This window comes from Catenuloplanes japonicus (genome assembly GCF_000717135.1).
GTDB classification, from domain to species: Bacteria; Actinomycetota; Actinomycetes; order Mycobacteriales; family Micromonosporaceae; genus Catenuloplanes; species Catenuloplanes japonicus.
Genome location: NZ_JNXY01000008.1, coordinates 52,829 through 73,291, shown reverse-complemented (window position 1 = coordinate 73,291; position 20,463 = coordinate 52,829). Strand labels below are relative to the sequence as shown.

Below are 20,463 nucleotides of genomic sequence, written 5' to 3'. Positions count from 1 at the left end.
GCTTCACGGCAAAAGGGGAAGGCGCATCGGCCTTCCCCTTTCTGCTGAACGCGCTACCAGACGGCCTTGCCGTTCGCCTCGTAGACGTTGCTGGACTCCCAGATGATGCCCGGTGAGTCCGCCCGGGATACCGCGCCGTACCCGTGCCGCGGGCCGAACACGTTGTTCCGGAAGAGCACGTTGCTGATGTCCGGATCGTTCCGGATGTTGATCGTGTAGCCGCCGCCGTTGAACCAGTTGTCCTCGACCAGCACGTTCTCCAGCGGCTCGAACTCGGCGCCGACCTGGAACGCCGCGTTGAACGAGACGCCCGCCTCCGAGCTCGTCGCGTCGAAGACGTTGTTGCGGACCGTGGAGTTGGAGCCGCCGTTCGTCTGCATCAGGTCCTGGTGGGCCTCGTCCGAGTTCGCGGACCGCATCGCGTGGAACCAGCTGTCCTCGATGATCACGTTGCTGCCGACCCGCGGGCCTTCCTGCAGGTTGTGGACGTCCACCCGGCGGAGCGTGAAGTTCCAGTAGCCGGCGACGAACCCGGTGCTCTTCCCGTCGAGCTCGCTGTCCTCGATGGTGAGGTTCGCGGTCTTCTGCTCAATCTTGATCATGATGTCGCCGCAGGTGATCCTCGAATTCCTGATCACCACGTCCCGCGCGCGGACGTCCAGGCAGCCGTCGATCTGCTTGCCGTCGATCACGGTGCCGGCCTGGGTGATCCGCAGCGAGCCGGTGTACGCCGTCAGCGTCACGCCGTCCGGCACGCCGGTGCTTCCCTCGCCCGGCCGGACCACCTCCGGGACCGGCGGGGGCGCCGGCGCGGCCGGGGACGTGAGCCCGGACGCGGTCGGCGGCACCGAGGTCTCCGGCGAGGCGCCGAGCCCGCCCGCACCACCGGGCGCCGAGGTGGAGGCACGCGGCGACGGCGGGATCGGCGACTCGAGCCGGTACTCGTCACCGGACGCGACGTCCCCGAAGAGACTCCCCCGCCCGGCGTACGCGACCGCGGCCACGCCCAGCAGCGCCACCACCACGATCGCGACGATCAGGGTGCGCCGCCCGCGACCGGACGAGGGCCTCGTATGGTTCCCGTCGCTCATCGGGCCTCACTGTTCGCGGTGTCGTGCAGCGGCGCCCGCCGGCCCGGCACGACGCTCCCGGTCACCGGGACCAGCTCGCGCCAGACCGACAGGTACGCCGCCGCCTGGTGCTCCCAGGCCAGCCGGCTGTGGAAGCGCTGAAGGCCGATCTCCCGCATCCGGTCCCGGCCCTCCGGGTCGTCCAGCAGCGCGTCCAGCGCCTTGGCGAACTCCTCCGGCAGCGCGGACGGCGTGTAGACCGCGGCGCCCTCGGCGGTGCGGCGCGTCTCCAGCAGGTCGACCGCGACCACGGGCAGGCCGCGCGCCACGTACTCCACGGTCTTCGCCATGGTGGAGACGTTGGACATCGGGTCCGGCTGGTCCGGCTGGATGCCGATGGTGCCGGACGCCAGCAGCGCGTCGACCTCGTCGCCGCCGAGCCAGCCGGCGAAGTACACGACGTCGTCCAGGCCCAGGTCGGTGGTGAGCGCGCGCAGCTCGGGCAGGCTGTCGCCGTCGCCGGCGATCACCATCTCCCAGTCGTCGCGGCCACGCGTCTCGGCCAGCCGGGCGGCGGCGAGCACGGCGGCCCGTACGTTGTCCTGCGGGTTGATCACGCCGAGGTAGACGATCCGCTTCCGCCCCCCTGCCGAAGGCGCGGGCACGTGGGTGATCTCGCTGCTGGCCGGCCCGTTGCGGACCACGGTGACGCGCTCCGGGTCCTGCCCGCCGCGGCCGATCGCGATCTCCCGGTACGACTCGTTCGTCGACAGCACCCAGGACGCGCACTTCATCGACAGCTGCTCGAAGACGGTCAGGACCCGCAGCACCGCCGCGTTCGGCGTGGCGGTCTTCGCCCGGTAGAGCTCCGGGCTGAGGTCGTGGTGGTCGAAGACGAACGGCTTGCCCATCGCGCGCATCATCAGCGCGAGCGGCCAGAACACGTCGGGCGGGTTGCAGGCCTGAGCCGCGTCGACACGCTGGGTGACCAGCAGCCGGAGCAGGTGGAGCGCGACGCACAGGAACGACCAGGCGAACTCGCCGGCGAAGCTGAGCACGCCCGACCCGGCGAACGGCTGGCGGAACGAGCGGATCGCGGTGTCCCGGGTGCCGGGCAGGTGCGTCAGGCCCTGCGGCCCGCGCGGGCAGATGACCGTGACGCGGTATCCCGCCGACTCCAGAGCGAGGCTTTCGCGGATCACGCGGCGATCCCGTTCCACGGGCAGATTCACCACGATGATCACGACGTGTGCCCGCCGGTCCCTGGCCACGATTACCACTCCCCACGAACGGTCGAAGCAAGGCCGCGTCACGCCATCAGGGCGTACTCAAAATTGCGGCCGGTCCAGCCACAATGGCCGTCTGGCCTGCGTGTTTACAAGGTCACTTAAGCCAAACAGCGTGTCGGCTAAACGACATCCGGCGTTCGAGAAGGCGATAAATCGGAAATGACGCACCGGACGGGCAGGTTTCGCAACGTTGAGCTCCTTGCCATTTCACCGGGCGCGCGGAAAGACTCGCTTCAGCGCGGCCGCCGCCGCAATGCGTTGCTGCGAAAGGAAATCCGTCAAGTGATCAGCGTGGTGGTACCCGCCCACAACGAGGCGGCCGTCCTGGACCGGTGCCTGGACCGCCTCACCGGACCCGGCGTGCAGGTGATCGTGGTGCCGAACGGCTGCACCGACGACACCGCCGGCATCGCCCACCGCCGCGGCGACGTCGGCGTGATCGAACTGGGCGAGGGCTCCAAGACCGCGGCGCTGAACGCGGGCGACCGCGTCGCCACCGGCTTCCCGCGCATCTATGTGGACGGTGACGTGGAGCTGTCGCCGGGCGCGGTGCACCGGATCGCGGACGCGCTGCGCCGCACCGGCGCGCAGGTCGCGGTCCCGCGCCGCGAGCTGGACCTGGCGGGCCGGCCGCTGGCGGTCCGGGCCTACTTCGCGATCCACGACCGGCTGCCGGCCATGCGCGACGGGCTCTACGGACGCGGCGTCATCGCGCTCTCCGCGGCCGGACGGTCACGCTTCGACGAGTTTCCCGCCGTGATGGCGGACGACCTCTTCCTCGACTCGCTCTTCGGTGCGGACGAGCGCGTGGTGGTCGACGACGCCGCCTCCGTGGTCGCCACGCCGCGCCGCACCGCCGACCTGCTGCGCCGCCTGCGCCGGGTCCGGTCCGGCAACGCGTCGCTGCGTGCGTCGTCCGGCGCGACGCGCTCCTCGGACAGGTGGTCCTGGCTGCGCGACGTGGTGCTCCCGCGTCCCTGGCTGGCCCCGGCCGCGGTGGTCTACGTCGCGCTGACCATGATCGCGGCGTACCAGGCCACCCGGTCCCCGGGCACCACCTGGGAACGCGACGAGTCGAGCCGGGCGGGAGCGCACCGATCATGATCGACATCAGCGTGGTGGTGGTCTCGTACAACACGAGCGAGCTGACCATCCGGGGGCTGCGCACGCTCATCGGGCAGCCCAGCATCGCCTCCTACGAGGTCATCGTGGTGGACAACGCGTCCACCGACGGCTCCGCGGACGCGATCGAGGCCGCGCTGCCCGAGGTGCGCGTGGTCCGGCTCGCGCACAATGTCGGGTTCGGCCGTGCGGTCAACGCCGGCGCCGCGCACGCCACCGGCACCTACCTGATGCTGCTCAACCCGGACGCGGAACCGGTCGGCGACGTGCTCGGCGCGTTCCTGTCGTTCGCCCGCGCGGTGCCGGACTCCCGCGTCTACGTCGGCCGCACGCTCGACGTGCACGGCGCGGACGACGGCCGCTCGATCTACGCGCTGCCCAGCCTGTGGGGCTACCTGTGCTTCGCCACCGGGCTCTCCACGGTCTTCCGGAGGTCCGCGCTGCTCAACCCGGAGGAGTTGCCGGACCGCCCGCGCGACCTGGCCGGCCCGGTCCCGGCCGGTTCCGGCTGCCTGCTGCTGATCGAGCGCGCGCTCTTCACCGGCCTGGGCGGCTTCACGCCGGACTACTTCATGTACAGCGAGGACATCGACCTGTCACAGCGGGCCACGGCCGCGGGCGCGACGCCCACGCTCGTGCCGGACGCCAAGGTGCTGCACGTCAACGGCGCGTCCTCGACCAGCGTCGGCAAGCGCGTGATGGTGCTCCGCGGCAAGACCACCTACCTGCGTCTGCGCTGGTCGCCGGCGAAGGCACGGGCCGGGCGCGCGCTGCTGCTGACCGGCATCGGCATCCGGGCGGCCGGCGCGCGGGCGACCGGCCGGGCCGGTTACTGGCGTGAGGTCTGGTCGCAGCGCCGCACCTGGCTGGCCGGCTGGCCCGCCCCGGCGGAGATGCCCCGCCTGCAGGAGCTTTAAGAGCATCAGGGGGTACGGGGTGAGCGCTCACCCCGTACCCCCTGATGCTTCTAAGCCTTCTTCTGTGCCGGCCCGGTCACCGGGACGTCGTTGAACGCGGCGACCGTGCGGTCCGCGTAGGCGCTGCTGTCGCCGGCGTCCATCGGGCCGTCCCAGTCCGTCGGCAGCGGCAGCGTGACGCCGGGCGTGACGCGGGCGACCACCGCGTTCAGCACGGTCTCCGCGTCGCCGACCCACAGGTGCTTCGCACCGTCCACGCCCACCACCTCGGCCTGCGGGATCGCGGCGAACCGCTCGACCGCCTCGGCCGGGCGCAGGTAGTCGTCGAACTCCGGGACCAGCGCGGTCAGCGGCTTGCCGGTCTCGGCCCAGACGGCCATGTCCTCCGGCTTCGAGAAGCGCAGCGGCGGCGAGAGCAGGATCGCGCCGGTCACGGACGGGTCGCAGCCGAACTTGAGCGTGAGATCGGTGCCGAACGACCAGCCGAGCAGCCACACGTTCGGCAGCTCGGCGAACTCCGCGTACTCGATCGCGGCGGCCACGTCGAACCGCTCGCCCTGCGCGTTGTCGAACGTGCCCTCGCTGGTGCCGCGCGTGCTGCTGGTGCCGCGCGTGTTGAAGCGCAGCACGCCGATCCCGGCCAGCGCGGGCAGTCGCCACGCGGCCTTGCGGAACACGTGACTGTCCATCATGCCGCCGTGCGTCGGCAGCGGGTGCAGGCAGACCAGCGTGGCGACCGGATCCGCGTCCAGCGGCAGGGCCAGCTCACCGACCAGCGTGAGGCCGTCGGCGGTGTGCAGCTCGATGTCCTCCCGGCGGGCCGGCAGGATCGAGTTCGCGCGGATCGGGGCCATGATGTCCTCTCTCAGCGGCCCGGGTGCCGGCGGTCCCGGGCCTTCCAACAGCCGCTGTGCCAGTGCCGCCGGTCGGTGAGATCGCCGCGCCCGTCCGCCGGCCAGGCCACGATGTGCGCCACGCCGGGCGGGATCGTCTGCTGGCAGCCGGGGCAGCGGTAGACCTTCGTCGCGTTCGACGGCGGCACGCCGCGCACCAGCCACTCACCGTCGCTCCAGGTCTGGACGGTCTGCACCCCCTGACGGGCGCGGTCCCGGTCGACCGGGCCGCCCTCATCGCGGCGGTGGTTGCGGCGCGGGCTCACGGGATCAAGGGTACGGGCGGGCACGTACCCTCGGTCCGTGCACCGGGTCTACGCGTGGCTTCGGCGACACCCCGCGGTGGTGACCGCGGCCGTCGCGGTGCCGCTGGGTGCGCTCTCCGTCCCGCTCGCCATCGACGAGCGTGGCGGCGCCGGCGTGCTGGTCTGGCCCGCGCTGGCCGTGATGCTCGGCGCCATGGTGCTCCGGCACTTCCGCCCCACACCGGCATATCTGCTGGTAGTGGCCGCCGGCCTGGCGCAGATCGCGGCGAACGCGGCGATCGTGGTCTATCCCGTCTACCTCGCGGTCCCGCTGGTGCTCTACTCGGTCGCGGCCTACGGCCCGCGCTGGGCCAGGATCTCCGGCCTGTTCTGGATCGTGGCCGCGCCCGCGCTGGTGCTGACCCGGCTGATCACCGATCCGGCGAGCACGACCGTGGTCCCGGCCGGTGCACGCGCGGTCGTCTGGCTCGGCGTGGTCGGCGGCGTCTACGCGGCACCGCTCGCGATCGCCTGGATCTGGGGCGACGCCACCCGCAGCCGGCAGCGGTGGTACCAGCAGCTCGCGGACCGCGCGGACCGGCTGGAGCGGGAACGGCAGGCGCTGGACCGGGCCGCGGTCGCGGAGGAACGCGCCCGGATCGCCCGCGAGCTGCACGACGTGGTCGCCCACCACGTGTCCGTGATCGTGGTGCAGGCGGACGGCGCTCGATACTCGCTGGCCACCGCACCGGATCTGGCGCGCGAGGCGCTGGACACGATCTCCGCGACCGGGCGGGAGGCGCTGGCCGAGCTGCGCGGGCTGCTGGGTGTGCTGCGCGGGCCGGCCGGTGATGCCGACCCCGCTCCGCAGCCGGGGGTGGACGCGATCCCGGCGCTGGTCTCCGCCTCGACCGTGCCCGCGACCTTGAGCGTCACGGGCCGCGAACGACCGGTCTCGGCGAGCCTGGGCCTGACCGCGTACCGCGTGGTGCAGGAGGCGCTGACCAACGCGCGCAAGCACGGCGGCCCGGAAGCCACCGCCGCCGTGGCGCTGACCTGGCGCCGGTCGCTCCTGGTCGTCGAGGTGACGGACACCGGCGGCGGCCCCGGTGTGATGGGCACCGGCGGGCACGGCATCGCAGGCATGCGGGAACGGGCCGGCGCCGTCGGCGGGACACTGACCGTCGGCTCAGGACCGGACGGCGGCTTCCGGGTACGGGCGGATCTGCCGCTGCGACAGAACGAGGGAGACACATGATCCGGCTGCTGCTGGTCGACGATCAGAAGCTGGTCCGCACCGGTTTCCGCATGCTGCTGCAGTCGCAGCCGGACCTGACCGTGGTCGCTGAGGCCGGCGACGGCGCGGAGGCGGTCGAGGCCGCACGCTCGCACCGGGTGGACGTGGTGCTGATGGACGTGCGCATGCCGGTGCTGGACGGCGTGACCGCGTGCCGCCGGATCCGCGCGCTCCCGGACCCGCCGCGCGTGCTGGTGCTGACCACGTTCGACCTGGACGAGTACGCGTTCTCCGCGATCCGGGCCGGCGCGTCCGGGTTCCTGCTCAAGGACGCACCGCCGGAGGATCTGCTGGCCGCGATCCGGGTGGTGCACTCCGGCGACTCCGTGGTGGCGCCGTCGACCACGCGACGGCTGCTGGAGCGGTTCGCGCCGTACCTGCCGGACACGGAGACGGACGCGCCCGGACCGGCGGACGCGCTCACCGAGCGGGAGCACGAGGTGCTGCGGCTGGTGGCGCAGGGCCGGTCCAACGCGGAGGTGGCCGGCGCGCTGTTCGTCGCGGAGACCACGGTGAAGTCGCACGTCAGCCGGATCCTGACCAAGCTGGGCCTGCGCGACCGCGTGCAGATCGTCGTCTACGCGTACCAGCACGGCCTGGTCAAAGCACGCCCGTGATTGTGTACCTGAGGAGGATGCGCGGTCGACCTGCGGCAGACGACCGGAGGCGCCGGCGTCCCTAACGTCGGAAGGCGTGCGAAACGTACTCCTCTCCGGGCTGCGCGCCCGCCGGACCAGGCTGCTGCTGACCGCGCTCGCCGTCGCGCTCGGCGTCGCGTTCGTGACCGGCACGCTGATCCTGACCGACACCATGACCGCCGGCGTCTACGCGGACGCGGCCCGGGACGCCGCCCCGGTGGCGGCCCGCGCGACCCCGGCGAAGGGGGCCAGGTTCACCGACGCGGACCTGGCCCGGGTGGCCTCGCTCCCCGGCGTGCGCGCCGCGGCCGGCGAGGCCTACGCGGAGGCGCCGATCCTGGGCGCCGACGGACGGCTGGTCACCGTGCTCGGCGCCACCGTCGCGTCGCTGCGCCCGCTGCCCGCCGACCCTTCGCTCAGCGCGCTCGCGCTGTCCGCCGGCGCGCTGCCCGGCCCCGGCGAGGCGCTGGTCGACGCCGGAACCGCGGAGGACGAGGGCTGGACGCCCGGGACCACGCTCTCGCTGATCGTCGCCGGGGCAGAAGAGCAGCATCAGCCGGTACGGATCAGCGGGCTGGTCGAGTCCGCCGGCTTCTTCACGCTCCACCTGCCGCCGGCCGACTTCCGGACCGCGACCGGCGTCCGCGACTGGGGCGCGCTCCGGGTCGCGGCCGCCGACGGCGCGGACCAGCGCGCGATCACGGCCGCGGTCGCGGGCGCATTGCCCGGCGCGGACGTGCTCACCGGCGACGCCTACGCGGACCGCCTGGTCAGCGCGAACGTCGGCAACGTGGCGACCATGCGGGCCGGGCTGCTCGGCTTCGCCGTGGTGGCGCTGGTGGTGGCCGCGATGGTCATCCACAACACGTTCGCGATCCTGGTCGCGCAGCGCGAACGCGAGCTGGCGCTGCTCCGCCTGGCCGGCGCGCTGCGCGGGCAGCTGTTCCGGCTGGTGCTGGCCGAGGCCGCGATCGTCGGCGGGCTCGCGTCCGCGGCCGGGTTCGGGTTCGGCGTGCTGATCGGGCGCCTCGGCACCGGCGCGCTGGCCGCGGCCGGCGACGGCCCGATGTCCGCGCCGATGCAGATCACGCCGGTGACCGCGCTGATCGGCGGCCTCACCGGCGTGGGCGTGACCGTGCTGGCCGCGGCCGCGCCGGCCCGCAGCGCCACCCGCCTGGCCCCGATCGCGGCGCTGCGCCGGCCGCACGCGCCGGTCGAGGCCGCCACGTCCCGCCGCCGCGCGATCACCGGCACGCTGCTGGCGCTGGTCGCGGCCGCACTGATGGGCGCCGGCGCCTGGCTCGGCGTGGTGGTCCTGGCCGCGGCCGGCGCGCTCCCGGCCGTGCTCGCGCTGATCGCGCTGGGCCCGGTGCTGGTCGTGCCGGCCTGGCGGGTCGCGGTCCGCCCGGCCATGCTGATCTTCGGCTCCGGCGGGCGGCTGGCGGCCCGCAGCGGCGAGCGCGCGCCCCGGCGGTCGGCCGCGACCGCGCTGGCGCTGACCGTCGGCATCACCGTGGTCACCACGTTCATGGTCGGCGCGCAGTCGCTGGCCGCCGGCGCCACCGCGGAGCTGCACCGCCAGTTCCCCACGGACTTCGCGGTGGGTGCGCCGGAGGGGCAGCGGCTGCCGGACGACCTGGCCGGCCGGCTGACCGCGCTGCCCGAGGTGGAGCGCGTGGAACAGCACGATCTCTTGTGGATCTTCGTGGCCGACGGTGTCGGCGCCTCCGAGGCACGGCGTGCGATCGCGTCCGTGACGGACACGGTGCCGCTGGCCGTGGTGACGGACGTGCAGAGCCGCGCGGAGGAGATCAGCGGCATCGTGGACACGCTGCTCGCGGTGGTCGGCGTGCTGATCGTCTTCTCCGTGCTGATCTCGGTCGCCGGCATCACGAACACGCTCACGCTGTCCGTGCTGGAGCGGACGCGGGAGTTCGGGCTGCTCCGGGCGCTGGGGCTGAGCCGTCGTCAGTTGCGGGCGAGCCTGCTGGCCGAGGGGATGACGCTGGCGCTGATCGCGTCCGTGGCCGGGGTGGCGCTCGGTATCGGGTTCGGCATCGCGGGCGTCTACGCCTCGATCCCCCGCGACTGGGTGGCGATCTCCGTGCCGTACCCCCGGATCGCTCTGGTGGTCGTGGTGGCGACGATCGTGGGCCTGCTCGCCGCGGCTCTTCCCGCACGACGAGCGGCCCACGTCGCTCCGGTTGCCGCTCTCGCGGACGAGTGATCGGGGCGTCTTCCACCACGTCCCGATCGCGCGGTCCTACCTCTTCCTGTGCTTGGCGAGCGCGCCGAGGAGCCACTCCTCGGCGCGTCCCTTGTCGACGCCGAGGCCGCGCAGGGCCTCGCCGCCCGCGTCCTCGTGGTCGTCGAGGATCGCCAGCAGCATGTGCTCGGTGCCGACATAGTTGTGGCCGAGGCGGAGCGCCTCGCGGATGATCAGGTCCAGCAGCTTGCGGGCGCCGGCGGAGAACGGGATGTGCTCCGGGACGCTGTCGGCCCGCGGCGGGAGCACGGAGACGGCCGCGACCCGGACGTCCTCCAGCGTCACGCCCTGGGCCTCGATGGCCAGCGCGGCGAGCGCGTGCGGCTCCTCCAGCAGGCCGAGCACGAGGTGCTCGGTGCGCACCACGTCGTTGCCGGCCGCGCGCGCCTCCTCGACCGTCTTCTGCATCACGACCCTGGCGCGCGGCGTGAAGCGGCTGAAGCGGCTCTCGTCGACCAGCCCGGCCGGGTCGCCGACGAAGCGTTTCTGGACGGCCTGCTTGCTCACGCCCATGCTGCGGCCGATCTCCGCCCAGGACGCGCCGGCGCGGCGGGCCTGGTCGACGAAGTGGCCGATCATGTGGTCCGCGTGCTCGCCGAGGTTCTCACCGACCAGGATCGCGTCGGAGACCCGGGTCAGGTGGTCACCGTCCGGGTGCTGGCTCTTGACGTGCTCGATCAGGTCGTCGAGCCGGATGAAGGGTTGGTGCAATGCATCGGTCATGCGTCAACCATAGGTTGACGCTCGGGCAAGCGTCAACCCCAAGTTGACGATTCAGTGGGTACGGAATCCCCGTCCCGTCTTCCGGCCGAGATGACCGGCCATGACCAGGTGTTCCAGCAGCGGCGCGGGGGCGAGGCCGGGCTCGCGGGACTCCGCGTAGAGCGCGCGCTGCACGGTCAGCGCCGCATCCAGGCCGGTCGCGTCCAGCAGCGCGAACGGGCCGACCGGGTAGCCGCAGCCCAGCGTCATCGCGGCGTCGATGTCGTCCGCGGTCGAGTACCCGTTCTCCAGCATCCGGACCGCGTCGTTCAGGTACGGGTGGAGCAGCGCGTCCACCACGAAACCGGCCCGGTCCGGGCAGGAGACGGCGGGAAGGCCCAGGCGTTCCGTCACGGCGCGTGCGGTGGCCAGCGTCTCGGGTGCGGTCCGGATCGTGTGCACCACCTCGGCCAGTGCCGGGCCGGCGGCCGGGCCGATGAAATGCAGGCCCAGCACGTCCCCCGGGCGGCGGGTGGACATGGCGATCTCGATGACCGGCAGCGTGGACGTGGTGGTGGCCAGGACGGTGCCGGGCTTGCAGATCTCGTCCAGACGCGCGAAGAGCTGCCTCACGGCGACGGAGTCCTCGGCGACGGAGTCCTCGGCCACGACGACAAGGTCCGTCTCGGCGAGACCGTCCAGGGTGGAATCGGCTGCCGCGGGGACGACCTCGAAGCCGGCCGCGGCGAACGCCTCGGCGATCCCGGACGCCACGCCGCCGGAGCCGACGACGCCGATCGCGCGCACCTCCCGTACCCCCGAGATGTCTTGATTTTTCGGGATTTTGTCGGTGACGACCGTCGCGGAACCGGGCTTCTCGTAGGTGTAGAAGCCGCGGCCGGACTTCCGTCCCAGGAAGCCGGCGGTCACCATCTGGCCGATCAGCGGCGCGGGCGCGTGGCGGCGGTCGCGGCCACCGCGGCGGTACATCGTGTCCAGGATCTCGTGGGCGACGTCCAGCCCGATCATGTCCAGCAGCGCCAGCGGGCCCATCGGCAGCCCGGCCCCGGCCCGCATCGCCACGTCGAGGTCGTCGCGGGAGACGTGGCCGTTCGCGACCATGGTGACGGCCTGGTTGAGGTAGCCGAAGAGCAGCGCGTTCGCGATGAAGCCGGCCCGGTCACCGATCGTCACGCCACGCTTGCCGAGCCGAGCGCAGAGCGCCTCCACGTCCGCCACCACGTCGTCCGCGGTGACCACCGTGCGGACCACCTCGACCAGCTTCATCACCGGTGCCGGGTTGAAGAGGTGCATGCCGATCACCCGATCCGGGCGGCCGGTGGCGACGGAGATCTCGGTGACGCTCAGCGAGGACGTGTTGGTGGCCAGGATCGCGGACGGCTTGCAGACGCGGTCCAGCTCCGCGAAGACGGCCCGCTTGATCGCCAGCCGCTCCGGCACGGCCTCGATCACCAGGTCCGCGTCGTGCAGCGCGTCCAGCCCGACCTCGAAGCGGACCCGGGCGAGCAACGCGTCCCGGTCCGCCTCGGACAGCCGGCCCTTGGCCACGGCCCGCGCGGTCGACGCGGTCAGGATGCTCCGGCCCCGGTCCAGCGCGTCCGCGCCGATCTCCACGGCCACCACGTCCAGACCCGTGCGTGCGAAGACCTCGACGATCCCCGCGCCCATCGTGCCGAGTCCGACCACTCCGACGACGTCCACCACGCTGCGCCTCCCGTGTTAACGAGCGTTCAGTGTCGCATTGATCGCGCCGACCACCTCACGACCGGCGCGATCCCAGGAGAAGCGGGTGGAGACGTCGCCGGCGCGGGCGCGGCACTCCGCGTAGAGGTTGTCGTCCGCGAGCGTCTCCGCGATCAGTTTGGCCAGGTCGGAGGGGTCCTCGCCGGATGCGAGCGCGCCGGACACGCCGGGCTGGATCACCTCGGGCATGGCAAAGGCATCACGGCCGATCGCGGGTACGCCCCGCGCGGCCGCCTCCGCGAACACGATGCCGAACGCCTCCAGCCGGCTGGGCAGCACGAACAGGTCGTGCGTGTCGTACAGCCCGGCGACCTCGGCCAGCGTGCGCTCGCCCAGGAAGTCCACCCCGTCCGGGATCTCGCCCTCCATCGGCCACTCGCGCGGGCCTGCCACGGTCAGCGTGATCGCGGGGTCGAAGTCGCGGCGCAGGATCGCCAGCGCGGCCACCACCAGGTCGCCGCCCTTGCGGGTGAACTCGCGGCCGACGAACAGCAGCCGGTTGCGCGGGCCGGTCTTCTCCGGCAGCGGGCCCTCGACGGACGCGCCGGCGGAGATGCCGGGGTGGACCACGTGCACCTTGTGCGCGGGCACGCCGGTGACCTCGATCAGGTTGCGGGCCAGCCAGTGGCTCATCGCGATGACGCCGGCGGCCTGGTCGTAGACCTCCAGCTGCCGTTCGCGGCGACGGCGCAGCTCACCGCCGGTCAGGTTCTGGAAGAGCGGGATGCCGGACGTCTCCTGGATGTGCAGCAGCCCGTCGAAGCTCATGTCCTGGAACGTGAAGTACGGCCGATCGAGGATGGCCAGGTCCTGGATCATCAGGACCGCGTCCGAGTCCGTGGCCTCGGCGCCGCGCTGGATCGCCTGCCGGACGAACGAGTCGGTCAGCCGCGACTGCTTCCACGTGGTGACCGGCCGGCTGTTGCGCCACCGGACGTGCATCAGCTTGAGCGCGGTCTGCATCCGGTGCGGGATCTGCACGCCGACGTCCGGCACCTCGGCGTGGTCGCGCATGGCGGCCCGCAGGTGCCACGGAATGTGGGACCAGGTGGCGATCGGGTTCGGGGCCCACAGACAGGCGAAGCCGATGCGGCTCACCGGACACCTCCATCATCACGTCGACCGAGATTTTCCCCGGCGCCGAGGCGGCGTTGGTCGCCGGGTCGTGTTGCCGACAGAGCCACCATCTGTGGTACGGCTTTCCTCATGCGGACTGTATTCATCACCGGTGTGTCGCGCGGCCTGGGCGCCGCGCTGTTCGAGCAGGTCATCGCGGGTGGCAACCGGGTCGTCGGCATCGGCCGGACCTTCACCGGCGCACAGGACGATCTTGCGCTGCAGGAGCCCGCGCGGGTCGCGTTATTGACGTCAAATTTGGGCGACACCTCAACGTTGCCCACCGCGGCGGAGTTGCGTGCCGCGTTCGCTCCCGAGGGCGAGGTGGTGCTGATCCACAACGCGGGCGTGGTCACGCCGGTCGGCCCGGTGGGCTCGCTGCCGCCGGAGGAGCTGGCCGCGTCGATCACGGTGAACCTGACCTCGGCGATGCTGCTCTCGAACGCGTTCGTGGCCGCGGCCTCGGGGCGCCCGGCCCGGATCCTGTTCGTCTCGTCCGGCGCGGCCGGGCGTCCGATCGCGCACTGGTCGGCCTACTCCGCGGCCAAGCGTGGCGGTGACTGGTTCGCCGAGGTGCTGGCCGCCGAGGCCGAGCGCCGCGAGCCGCCGATGGTGGTGGCGTCGGTCAACCCCGGCGTGATGGACACGGACATGCAGGCCGCGCTGCGGGACTCGGAGTTCCCGGCCCGGGACCGATACGTCGGGCTGCACGAGCGCGGCGAACTGCCGGATCCCGCGTCGGTCGCCGAACGGATCCTCCGCGAACACCTTACTAATGAGTAAGTCTCGGATTAGACTCCGCGGATGACCCCCGGAGTGCCCGTCGTCGACGACGGGACGTTGACGTCCACCAATCCCGCCACCGGCGAGACGGTCGGCACCTTCCCGGTGGCGACGCCGGACGACGTGGCCGCCGCGGTCGCCCGCGCACGCGAGGCCGCCGCCTGGTGGGCCGGTCTCGGCTTCACCGGGCGGCGGGAGCGGCTGCGGCGCTGGCGCGTCCGGTTCGCCCAGCGGCTGGACGAGATCACCGCGCTGACGCACCGCGAGGGCGGCAAGCCGGTCTACGACGCCACGCTGGAGGCGGCCAGCGCGCTCGAGCACCTGGACTGGGCGGCGAACAACGCCAAGCGGGTGCTCGGGCCGCGCCGGGTGCGCACGCGGGTGCTGCTGGCCGAGCACTCCGCACACCTGGAGTACCGGCCGTACGGCGTGGTGGGCGTGATCGGCCCGTGGAACTATCCGGTGCTCACGCCGCTGGGCTCGATCGCGTACGCGCTGGCCGCCGGCAACGCGGTGGTCTTCAAGCCGAGCGAGTACACGCCCGCGGTCGGCCAGTGGCTCGCCGACCTGTTCGCCGAGGTCGTGCCGGAGCAGCCGGTCTTCCAGGTCGTGCACGGGCTCGGCGACACCGGCGCCGCGCTCTGCCGCGCGGGCGTGAACAAGCTCGGTTTCACCGGCTCCACCGCCACCGCCCGCAGGGTGATGGCCGCCTGCGCGGAGACGCTGACGCCGGTGCTGATCGAGGCCGGCGGCAAGGACGCGATGATCGTCGACGCGGACGCGGACCTGGACGCGGCGGCCGATGCGGCGCTGTGGGGCGGCATGTCCAACGCGGGCCAGACCTGCGTCGGCATCGAGCGCATCTACGCGGTCTCGGCCGTGCACGACGCGTTCGTGGAGAAGCTGGCCGCCCGCGCCCGCGCGCTGACCGTGGGCGTGGACGGCGAGCATCTCGGGCCGATCACCATGCCCGGCCAGCTCGACGTGATCCGCCGCCACATCGACGACGCGCTGGCCCGCGGCGCCCGCGCGGTGGTCGGCGGGGCGGATGCGGTGCAGCCGCCCTACGTCCACCCGACGATCCTGGTCGACGTGCCGGACGACGCGCTCGCGATCCGCGAGGAGACGTTCGGCCCGACGCTGACCGTGACCCGGGTGGCCTCCGCCGACGAGGCGCTGACCCGGGCGAACGCGGTTCCCTACGGGCTCGGCGGCGCGGTCTTCGGCAAGCGGCGCGGCGTGGAGCTGGCCCGGGGCATGCGCTCCGGCATGACGTCGGTCAACTCCGTGCTCGCGTTCGCCGGCATGTCCACGCTGCCGTTCGGCGGCGTGGGCGAGTCCGGCTTCGGGCGCATCCACGGCGAGGACGGCCTGCGCGAGTTCACCGTGCCGAAGGCGATCACCCGCCGCCGGGCCCCGTCCCCGCTGCCGGCCCTGTCCTTCTTCCGCAAGCCCTCGGTCGACGCGACGCTGACCCGCGCGGTGAAAATGCTCTACGGCCGCGGACGGGGTTGAACCACCCACGGATCCCCAGGCCGCGGGAGCTCGCGGAACGGGACCACGCCGGAAGCGGGAAATGATCTAGAAGAGCGTCAGCTCGTTCTTCTCGATGCCGCGCAGTTTGTCGTAGTCGACGACGACGCACCGGATGCCGCGGTCCTCGGCCAGCACGCGTGCCTGCGGCTTGATCTCCTGCGCCGCGAAGATGCCGCTGACCGGGGACAGCAGCGGGTCACGGTTCATGAGTTCGAGATAGCGGGTGAGCTGCTCGACGCCGTCGATCTCGCCCCGCCGCTTGATCTCGACCGCCACCGAGCCGCCGGACGCGTCGCGGCACAGCAGGTCGACCGGGCCGATCGCGGTCATGTACTCCCGCCGGACCAGCGTGTAGCCCTCGCCGAACGTGGCCGGGTTCGCCGCCAGCAACTCCTGGAGGTGAGCCTCGACACCGTCCTTGACCAGGCCCGGGTCGATGCCGAGCTCATAGGACGTGTCCTGGAAGATCTCCTCCAGCGTGATCCGGAGTTCCTCACCGGCCTTGTTGACCACTCGCCAGACACCCTCCGCCTCCTGCAGCTTGCAGGGCGGACTCATCCAGTTCAGCGGCTTGTAGGCGCGGTCGTCGGCGTGGATCGAGACCGAACCGTCCGCCTTCACCATGAGCAGCCGGGTCGCCGGCGGCAGGTGGGCCGAGAGTCGTCCGACGTAATCCACCGAGCATCTCGCAATCACCAAGCGCACCCGAGCAGGGTAGCGGAACGCTGCAGCGCTGGCGTGCGGGTGCCATCCTGGTCGATGTGCTGGAAATTCTGACTGGTACCGGTCTGGCCGCATCTGCCGGGCTCAACGCGTATATCCCGATGCTGGCGATGGGTCTGCTGGCCCGGTACACGGAGGTACTGCAACTGCCGAACGGGTGGCAGTGGCTCTCGAACGGGTGGGTGATCGCCATCCTGACCGTGCTGCTGGCGATCGAGGTCGTCGCGGACAAGGTGCCGGTCGTCGATCACATCAACGACGTGGTGCAGACCGTGGTCCGGCCGACCGCGGGCGGGCTGGTGTTCGGCGCGGGCGCCGGGTCCGAGACCGTGACCGTGACGGATCCGGCCGGCTTCTTCACGTCGCACCAGTGGGTGCCGATCGTGGCCGGCGTGGTCATCGCGCTCGGCGTGCACGGGTTGAAGGCGGCGGCCCGGCCCGTGATCAACACGACGACCGCGGGGTTCGGCGCGCCGGTGGCCAGCACGGCCGAGGATGCGACCAGCGTGATCATGTCGGTCGTGGCGATCCTGCTGCCGGTGGTGGTGCTGGTCTTCGCGGTGCTGATCGTGCTGCTGGCGGTCTGGGTGTTCCGCCGCCGGTCCGTACGACGGTCGGAGCGCCAGGCCGCGCGGGCCGCCGGATACCGCGTGTAAATACCCTTAAATCACCATAAATGGGTAATATCGCGGCATGCGCTCCCGGGTGTCCGTGCTGGCCGCCGCGCGCCAGGACGTGGCCGCGGCGCGCGGGCTGGTGCGCGCGGCCCAGGCCGAGGCGGACGAGGCCAGGATCGAGACCCGCCGCCGGTACGACCTGATCCGCGCCGCCCACGACGCCTGCCTGGTCGCGCTGACCGATGCCCGCGAGACCGCCCGCGACGAGATCTTCGACCGCTTCCACCACGAGGCGGCCGCGCGTGCCGCCACGCTCGGCCGTCTCGCCTCCGCCTGTGCGCCCGGCCCGGCCGGCGCGGCCTGGCCCGCGTGGCGTCCGTCCCCGGCCGGTCGAACCGGCCTGCTGCGGATCGGCACGATCACCGTGGACGAGGACGGGCCGGCCGTGCCCGCCCTGGTCCCGCTGCTCGGCAACGCGCACCTGGAGATCACCGGCGTCCCGTCCACGGCGGACGGCCTGATCTCCGGGCTGCTGCTCCGCGCACTCGGCAGCCTGCACCCCGGTGATCTACGGCTGTGGGTCTACGACCCGGACCGGCTGGGTGGCAGCCTGGCCGGGTTCGCGCCGCTGGCCCCGGCCGGGATCCTCACGTCCGTCGGGCCGGGCGGGCTGACCGCGATGCTGGACGAGCTGGTCGAGCAGGTGCGCCGGATCAACGAGACCGTGCTGGCCGGCCGGTACGCCACGCTGGCCGGGATCCCGGGCCGCCGCCCCGAGCCGTGGCGGGTCGCGGTCCTGCTGGGTGACGCCCAGGATCTCGGCCCGGCGCAGCGCGCGCAGCTGGACCGGCTGGTCCGCACCGGCGTCGCCTGCGGTGTGCACCTGATCGCCCGCGACATCCCGCTCGGCGCGCACCCCGACGTGGAGCGGCTGCGCCTGGACGGCCGCGAGGCCACCTGCGACACCGCCGGGGTGCTGCCGGTCCGGCTGGACCCGCCGCCGCCCGCGGAACAGGTCTCCGCCGTGTGCCGGGACCTGGCCGACGCGCTGACCGCGGGCCCGCCGCCCGCGCGCCTGGAGGACGTGCTGCCGCGGGAGATCTGGCGGGAGTGCTCCGCGACCGCGCTGACCGCACCGCTCGGCGTGGGTCCTGACGGCCTGCCGATCGAGGTCTCGCTCGGTGACGACCCGCCGCACGCGCTGATCGGCGGCCCGTCCGGCTCCGGCAAGACGAACCTGATCTACGCCTGGCTGGGCGCGCTGACCAGCCGCTACTCCCCCGCCGAGCTGGCGCTCTACCTGCTGGACTTCAAGGAGGGCGTGTCGTTCGCCCGGTTCGCGCCGAGCCCGCGCGATCCCAGCTGGCTGCCGCACGTGCGCCTGGCCGGCGTGAACGTCAACGACGACCGCGAGTTCGGCCTGGCGCTGCTGCGGCACCTGAGCGCGGAACTGCAGCGCCGCGCGCGGGCCGCCAAGCGGTGCGAGGCCGGCAAGCTCGCGGAGCTGCGCGCGGAGGATCCGGACGGTGAGTGGCCGCGGATCGTGGCGGTGATCGACGAGTTCCAGGTACTGCTCGGCGGCCGGGACGCGGTGTCCTCGGAGGCGGCCTCGCTGCTGGAGGATCTGGCCCGGCGCGGCCGCTCGCAGGGCATCCACCTGGTGCTGGCCAGCCAGGACGTGACCGGCATCGAGGCGCTGTGGGGCCGTCCGGGCCTGGTCGCGCAGTTCACGCTGCGGATCGCACTGCCCAAGGCCCGACGCATCCTGGCCGAGACGAACCTGGCCGCGGACGTGATCCCGCGCCACCACGCCGTGATCAACCCGGACTCCGGCGCGCCGGACGCGAACCGGATCGCCCGCCTGCCGGACGCCGGCGACCGCCGGACCTGGCGCACGCTGCAGGAACGGCTGTGGCGGGCGCGCCCGGCCACCCTGGCGCCGCCGCGGCTCTTCGACGGCGACGCGGTGCCGGTGTTCACGCCTGATCCTGGTGATCACGGGCCGCGGGCCGCGCTGGGCGAGCGGATCGACGTCGAGGCGCGTCCGGCCTGGGTGGCGATGGACCGCGCGCCCGGCCGCAACCTGGCGGTCATCGGCACGCGCGGCGAGGAGGCGGTCGCGATCCTGACCTCGGCCGCGTTGTCGCTGGCCGCGACGCCGGGCGCACGGTTCAGCGTGGCGTGCCCGGACCCGGCCGTGGCCGCGCTGCTCGGGCCGCTGCGCGCCGCGCTGCCGTCCGCGTCGTTCCACGTCGGCGACACCGTACCGACGCTGTTCGCGCAGGTCGCCGCGGATCTGTCCGGCCCGCACTACCTGCTGGGCCTCGCGCTCGATGCCAGATCACAATCTTCCGGGGGTACGAGACGGAGCCCGATCCCGTCGCCGGACGACCCACTGCGGACGATCCTGGAGCAGGGCCCGGAGCGACGCGTGCACGTGCTGGGCTGGTGGCGGTCGGTCTCCCGGCTGCGCGACGATCTGGGCGGCCTCGCGGCGCGGTACGACCCGATCGGCGCCTGGGTGGCGCTGGACGTGCACGGCGCCGACCTGGCACCGCTCAGCCCGGTGCCGGGCGGGCCGGCCTGGTTCCCCCGGCCGCGGCGGGCGCTCTGCTTCGACCGGTCCACCGACCGCGTGCCCCAGGTGATCATCCCGTACGCGGCGGCCGGCCGATGAGCGCCGACGAGTACCGCCGTCAGCTCGCCGCGCTGGCCGAGGCGACCGCGCTCCGGGACGCGGAACTGCTGGCGACGGAGCGGGCCTACCACGACGGCGCCGCCACCGCCACGGCCGAGCTGGTGCGCGCGGAGGCGATGGCGGCCGCGGCGGAGCGCCGGGCGGGTGCGCTGACGATCTCGGTGGCCGAGGTGGACCGCGAGTCGGCCCGCATCTGGCGGGCGCTGCGCGGCCTGCACCGGCGGCGGCCCGGGTGGGCCGGACGCGTCGGCGAGCCACCGGAGCCGGTGCTGCCGCAGAGCGCGGACCTGGGCTACCCGGACCAGGCCGGACCGGACGCGCAGGCCCAGGCGCTGCTGGACCGCGCGGTCCGGCGGATCGTGCGGGCCCGCCGCGGTGCGCCCCGGCCGTCGCCGCCGCGCCGCGTGCTGCCACTGCTGCCGGTGGTGGGCGCGGCCGCGGGCGCGTTCACCGCGCTGTTCGCGATCGGGCTGCTGACGCTGTGCGGCTGGTTCGGTTACACCACCGCGCGGGTGCTGTGGGTGGCGGGCTGGTCCGCGTTCTTCCTGGCCCCGTTCACCGGCCTGCCGGTCGCGGCCGCGCTGCTCCACCGCCTCTTCGACAGCCGCCTCGACGTCGGCGCGATCGGGCTGCTGGTGCTCGGCGGCATGGCGTCCGCCTCCGGCATCTCGATGGCGCTGGCGCACTGAGCCCCACCGGCAGGGCTCCCGCGTCCGGGCGGTCTCGGCATTCAGCGCCCTGGCGGGCTGCCGGGCGGTGCCGGCCGTCGTCCGCCCGGCGACCCCGG

The 20,463-nt window shown here is 73.1% G+C and carries 18 protein-coding genes; 10 read left to right on the top strand and 8 right to left on the bottom strand.

From position 1 onward, the window contains the following. Positions 1-53: 53 nt before the first annotated feature. Positions 54-1,091, bottom strand: coding sequence for a hypothetical protein (locus OP04_RS49650; RefSeq protein ID WP_051797903.1), 1,038 nt, complete (start codon positions 1,089-1,091; stop codon positions 54-56). Then, entirely contained in the window at positions 1,088-2,341 is a 1,254-nt protein-coding gene (locus OP04_RS14610) for a glycosyltransferase family 4 protein (protein ID WP_033340285.1), read from the bottom strand. The genes OP04_RS49650 and OP04_RS14610 overlap by 4 nt, the downstream gene beginning before the upstream one ends. A gap of 300 nt (positions 2,342-2,641) precedes the next feature. Between OP04_RS14610 and OP04_RS14605 the strand changes: the two genes are divergently transcribed. Both OP04_RS14605 and OP04_RS14600 read left to right on the top strand, forming a co-directional pair. Next, positions 2,642-3,463, top strand: coding sequence for a glycosyltransferase family 2 protein (locus OP04_RS14605; protein WP_033340213.1), 822 nt, complete (start codon positions 2,642-2,644; stop codon positions 3,461-3,463). Beyond that, the gene (locus tag OP04_RS14600) at positions 3,460-4,398 is read left to right on the top strand and encodes a glycosyltransferase family 2 protein (RefSeq protein WP_033340212.1); all 939 of its coding nucleotides are present in this window, start codon (positions 3,460-3,462) and stop codon (positions 4,396-4,398) included. The genes OP04_RS14605 and OP04_RS14600 overlap by 4 nt, the downstream gene beginning before the upstream one ends. 50 nt (positions 4,399-4,448) lie before the next feature. On the opposite strand, the gene OP04_RS14595 is transcribed toward OP04_RS14600, so the two are convergent. Together OP04_RS14595 and OP04_RS14590 are read right to left on the bottom strand one after the other, a co-directional pair. Continuing rightward, positions 4,449-5,252 carry an alpha/beta hydrolase gene (locus OP04_RS14595; protein WP_033340211.1) on the bottom strand — a complete coding sequence of 268 codons (804 nt, stop codon included), beginning with the start codon at positions 5,250-5,252 and terminating at the stop codon, positions 4,449-4,451. An 11-nt stretch (positions 5,253-5,263) separates the two neighbouring features. Continuing rightward, the gene (locus OP04_RS14590) at positions 5,264-5,557 is read right to left on the bottom strand and encodes a hypothetical protein (protein WP_051797900.1); all 294 of its coding nucleotides are present in this window, start codon (positions 5,555-5,557) and stop codon (positions 5,264-5,266) included. 37 nt (positions 5,558-5,594) lie between these two features. On the opposite strand from OP04_RS14590, the gene OP04_RS14585 reads away from it, so the two are divergent. The 3 genes from OP04_RS14585 (at position 5,595) to OP04_RS14575 (ending at position 9,698) form a co-directional block, all read left to right on the top strand. Beyond that, complete coding sequence (locus OP04_RS14585) at positions 5,595-6,794, top strand: sensor histidine kinase (RefSeq protein ID WP_033340210.1); 1,200 nt, start codon at positions 5,595-5,597, stop codon at positions 6,792-6,794. Beyond that, positions 6,791-7,450, top strand: coding sequence for a response regulator (locus tag OP04_RS14580; protein ID WP_033340209.1), 660 nt, complete (start codon positions 6,791-6,793; stop codon positions 7,448-7,450). Before OP04_RS14585 ends, OP04_RS14580 begins: the two co-directional genes overlap by 4 nt. 76 nt (positions 7,451-7,526) lie before the next feature. Beyond that, positions 7,527-9,698, top strand: coding sequence for an FtsX-like permease family protein (locus OP04_RS14575; protein WP_051797898.1), 2,172 nt, complete (start codon positions 7,527-7,529; stop codon positions 9,696-9,698). 36 nt (positions 9,699-9,734) lie between these two features. On the opposite strand, the gene OP04_RS14570 is transcribed toward OP04_RS14575, so the two are convergent. The 3 genes from OP04_RS14570 to OP04_RS14560 are packed head-to-tail and all read right to left on the bottom strand — an operon-like array spanning position 9,735 to position 13,301. Continuing rightward, positions 9,735-10,460 (bottom strand): Clp protease N-terminal domain-containing protein, encoded by a 726-nt coding sequence (locus OP04_RS14570; protein ID WP_033340208.1) that lies wholly within the window; start codon positions 10,458-10,460, stop codon positions 9,735-9,737. Between the two features lie 51 nt (positions 10,461-10,511). Next, entirely contained in the window at positions 10,512-12,164 is a 1,653-nt protein-coding gene (locus OP04_RS14565; protein ID WP_033340207.1) for a 3-hydroxyacyl-CoA dehydrogenase family protein, read from the bottom strand. A 15-nt stretch (positions 12,165-12,179) separates the two neighbouring features. Continuing rightward, on the bottom strand, positions 12,180-13,301 hold the full coding sequence (locus OP04_RS14560) for a glycosyltransferase family 4 protein (protein ID WP_033340206.1): 1,122 nt from the start codon (positions 13,299-13,301) through the stop codon (positions 12,180-12,182). A gap of 108 nt (positions 13,302-13,409) precedes the next feature. Here OP04_RS14560 and OP04_RS14555 point away from each other — a divergent pair, with 108 nt between their 5' ends. Both OP04_RS14555 and OP04_RS14550 read left to right on the top strand, forming a co-directional pair. Further along, positions 13,410-14,102 carry an SDR family NAD(P)-dependent oxidoreductase gene (locus OP04_RS14555; RefSeq protein WP_085066468.1) on the top strand — a complete coding sequence of 231 codons (693 nt, stop codon included), beginning with the start codon at positions 13,410-13,412 and terminating at the stop codon, positions 14,100-14,102. Positions 14,103-14,123: 21 nt separating this feature from the next. Next, positions 14,124-15,617 (top strand): aldehyde dehydrogenase family protein, encoded by a 1,494-nt coding sequence (locus OP04_RS14550; protein ID WP_033340204.1) that lies wholly within the window; start codon positions 14,124-14,126, stop codon positions 15,615-15,617. Positions 15,618-15,683: 66 nt separating this feature from the next. On the opposite strand, the gene nucS is transcribed toward OP04_RS14550, so the two are convergent. Continuing rightward, positions 15,684-16,343 (bottom strand): endonuclease NucS, encoded by a 660-nt coding sequence (nucS, locus tag OP04_RS14545; RefSeq protein ID WP_033340203.1) that lies wholly within the window; start codon positions 16,341-16,343, stop codon positions 15,684-15,686. Between the two features lie 56 nt (positions 16,344-16,399). Between nucS and OP04_RS14540 the strand changes: the two genes are divergently transcribed. The 3 genes from OP04_RS14540 to OP04_RS14530 are packed head-to-tail and all read left to right on the top strand — an operon-like array spanning position 16,400 to position 20,365. Then, positions 16,400-17,017, top strand: coding sequence for a DUF4126 domain-containing protein (locus OP04_RS14540; protein WP_033340202.1), 618 nt, complete (start codon positions 16,400-16,402; stop codon positions 17,015-17,017). Between the two features lie 37 nt (positions 17,018-17,054). Continuing rightward, on the top strand, positions 17,055-19,655 hold the full coding sequence (locus OP04_RS14535) for an FtsK/SpoIIIE domain-containing protein (RefSeq protein WP_033340201.1): 2,601 nt from the start codon (positions 17,055-17,057) through the stop codon (positions 19,653-19,655). Beyond that, positions 19,652-20,365 carry a hypothetical protein gene (locus OP04_RS14530; protein WP_033340200.1) on the top strand — a complete coding sequence of 238 codons (714 nt, stop codon included), beginning with the start codon at positions 19,652-19,654 and terminating at the stop codon, positions 20,363-20,365. Before OP04_RS14535 ends, OP04_RS14530 begins: the two co-directional genes overlap by 4 nt. The last annotated feature ends 98 nt before the right edge of the window (positions 20,366-20,463 follow it).

Bases quoted from the DNA above. Each gene is read 5' to 3' on its own strand.
- OP04_RS14555 (WP_085066468.1), top strand. From the start codon at position 13,410: ATGCGGACTGTATTCATCACCGGTGTGTCGCGCGGCCTGGGCGCCGCG.
- OP04_RS14570 (WP_033340208.1), bottom strand. From the start codon at position 10,460: ATGACCGATGCATTGCACCAACCCTTCATCCGGCTCGACGACCTGATC.
- OP04_RS49650 (WP_051797903.1), bottom strand. From the start codon at position 1,091: ATGAGCGACGGGAACCATACGAGGCCCTCGTCCGGTCGCGGGCGGCGC.
- OP04_RS14550 (WP_033340204.1), top strand. From the start codon at position 14,124: ATGACCCCCGGAGTGCCCGTCGTCGACGACGGGACGTTGACGTCCACC.
- OP04_RS14595 (WP_033340211.1), bottom strand. From the start codon at position 5,252: ATGGCCCCGATCCGCGCGAACTCGATCCTGCCGGCCCGCCGGGAGGAC.
- OP04_RS14580 (WP_033340209.1), top strand. From the start codon at position 6,791: ATGATCCGGCTGCTGCTGGTCGACGATCAGAAGCTGGTCCGCACCGGT.
- OP04_RS14530 (WP_033340200.1), top strand. From the start codon at position 19,652: ATGAGCGCCGACGAGTACCGCCGTCAGCTCGCCGCGCTGGCCGAGGCG.
- OP04_RS14600 (WP_033340212.1), top strand. From the start codon at position 3,460: ATGATCGACATCAGCGTGGTGGTGGTCTCGTACAACACGAGCGAGCTG.
- OP04_RS14535 (WP_033340201.1), top strand. From the start codon at position 17,055: ATGCGCTCCCGGGTGTCCGTGCTGGCCGCCGCGCGCCAGGACGTGGCC.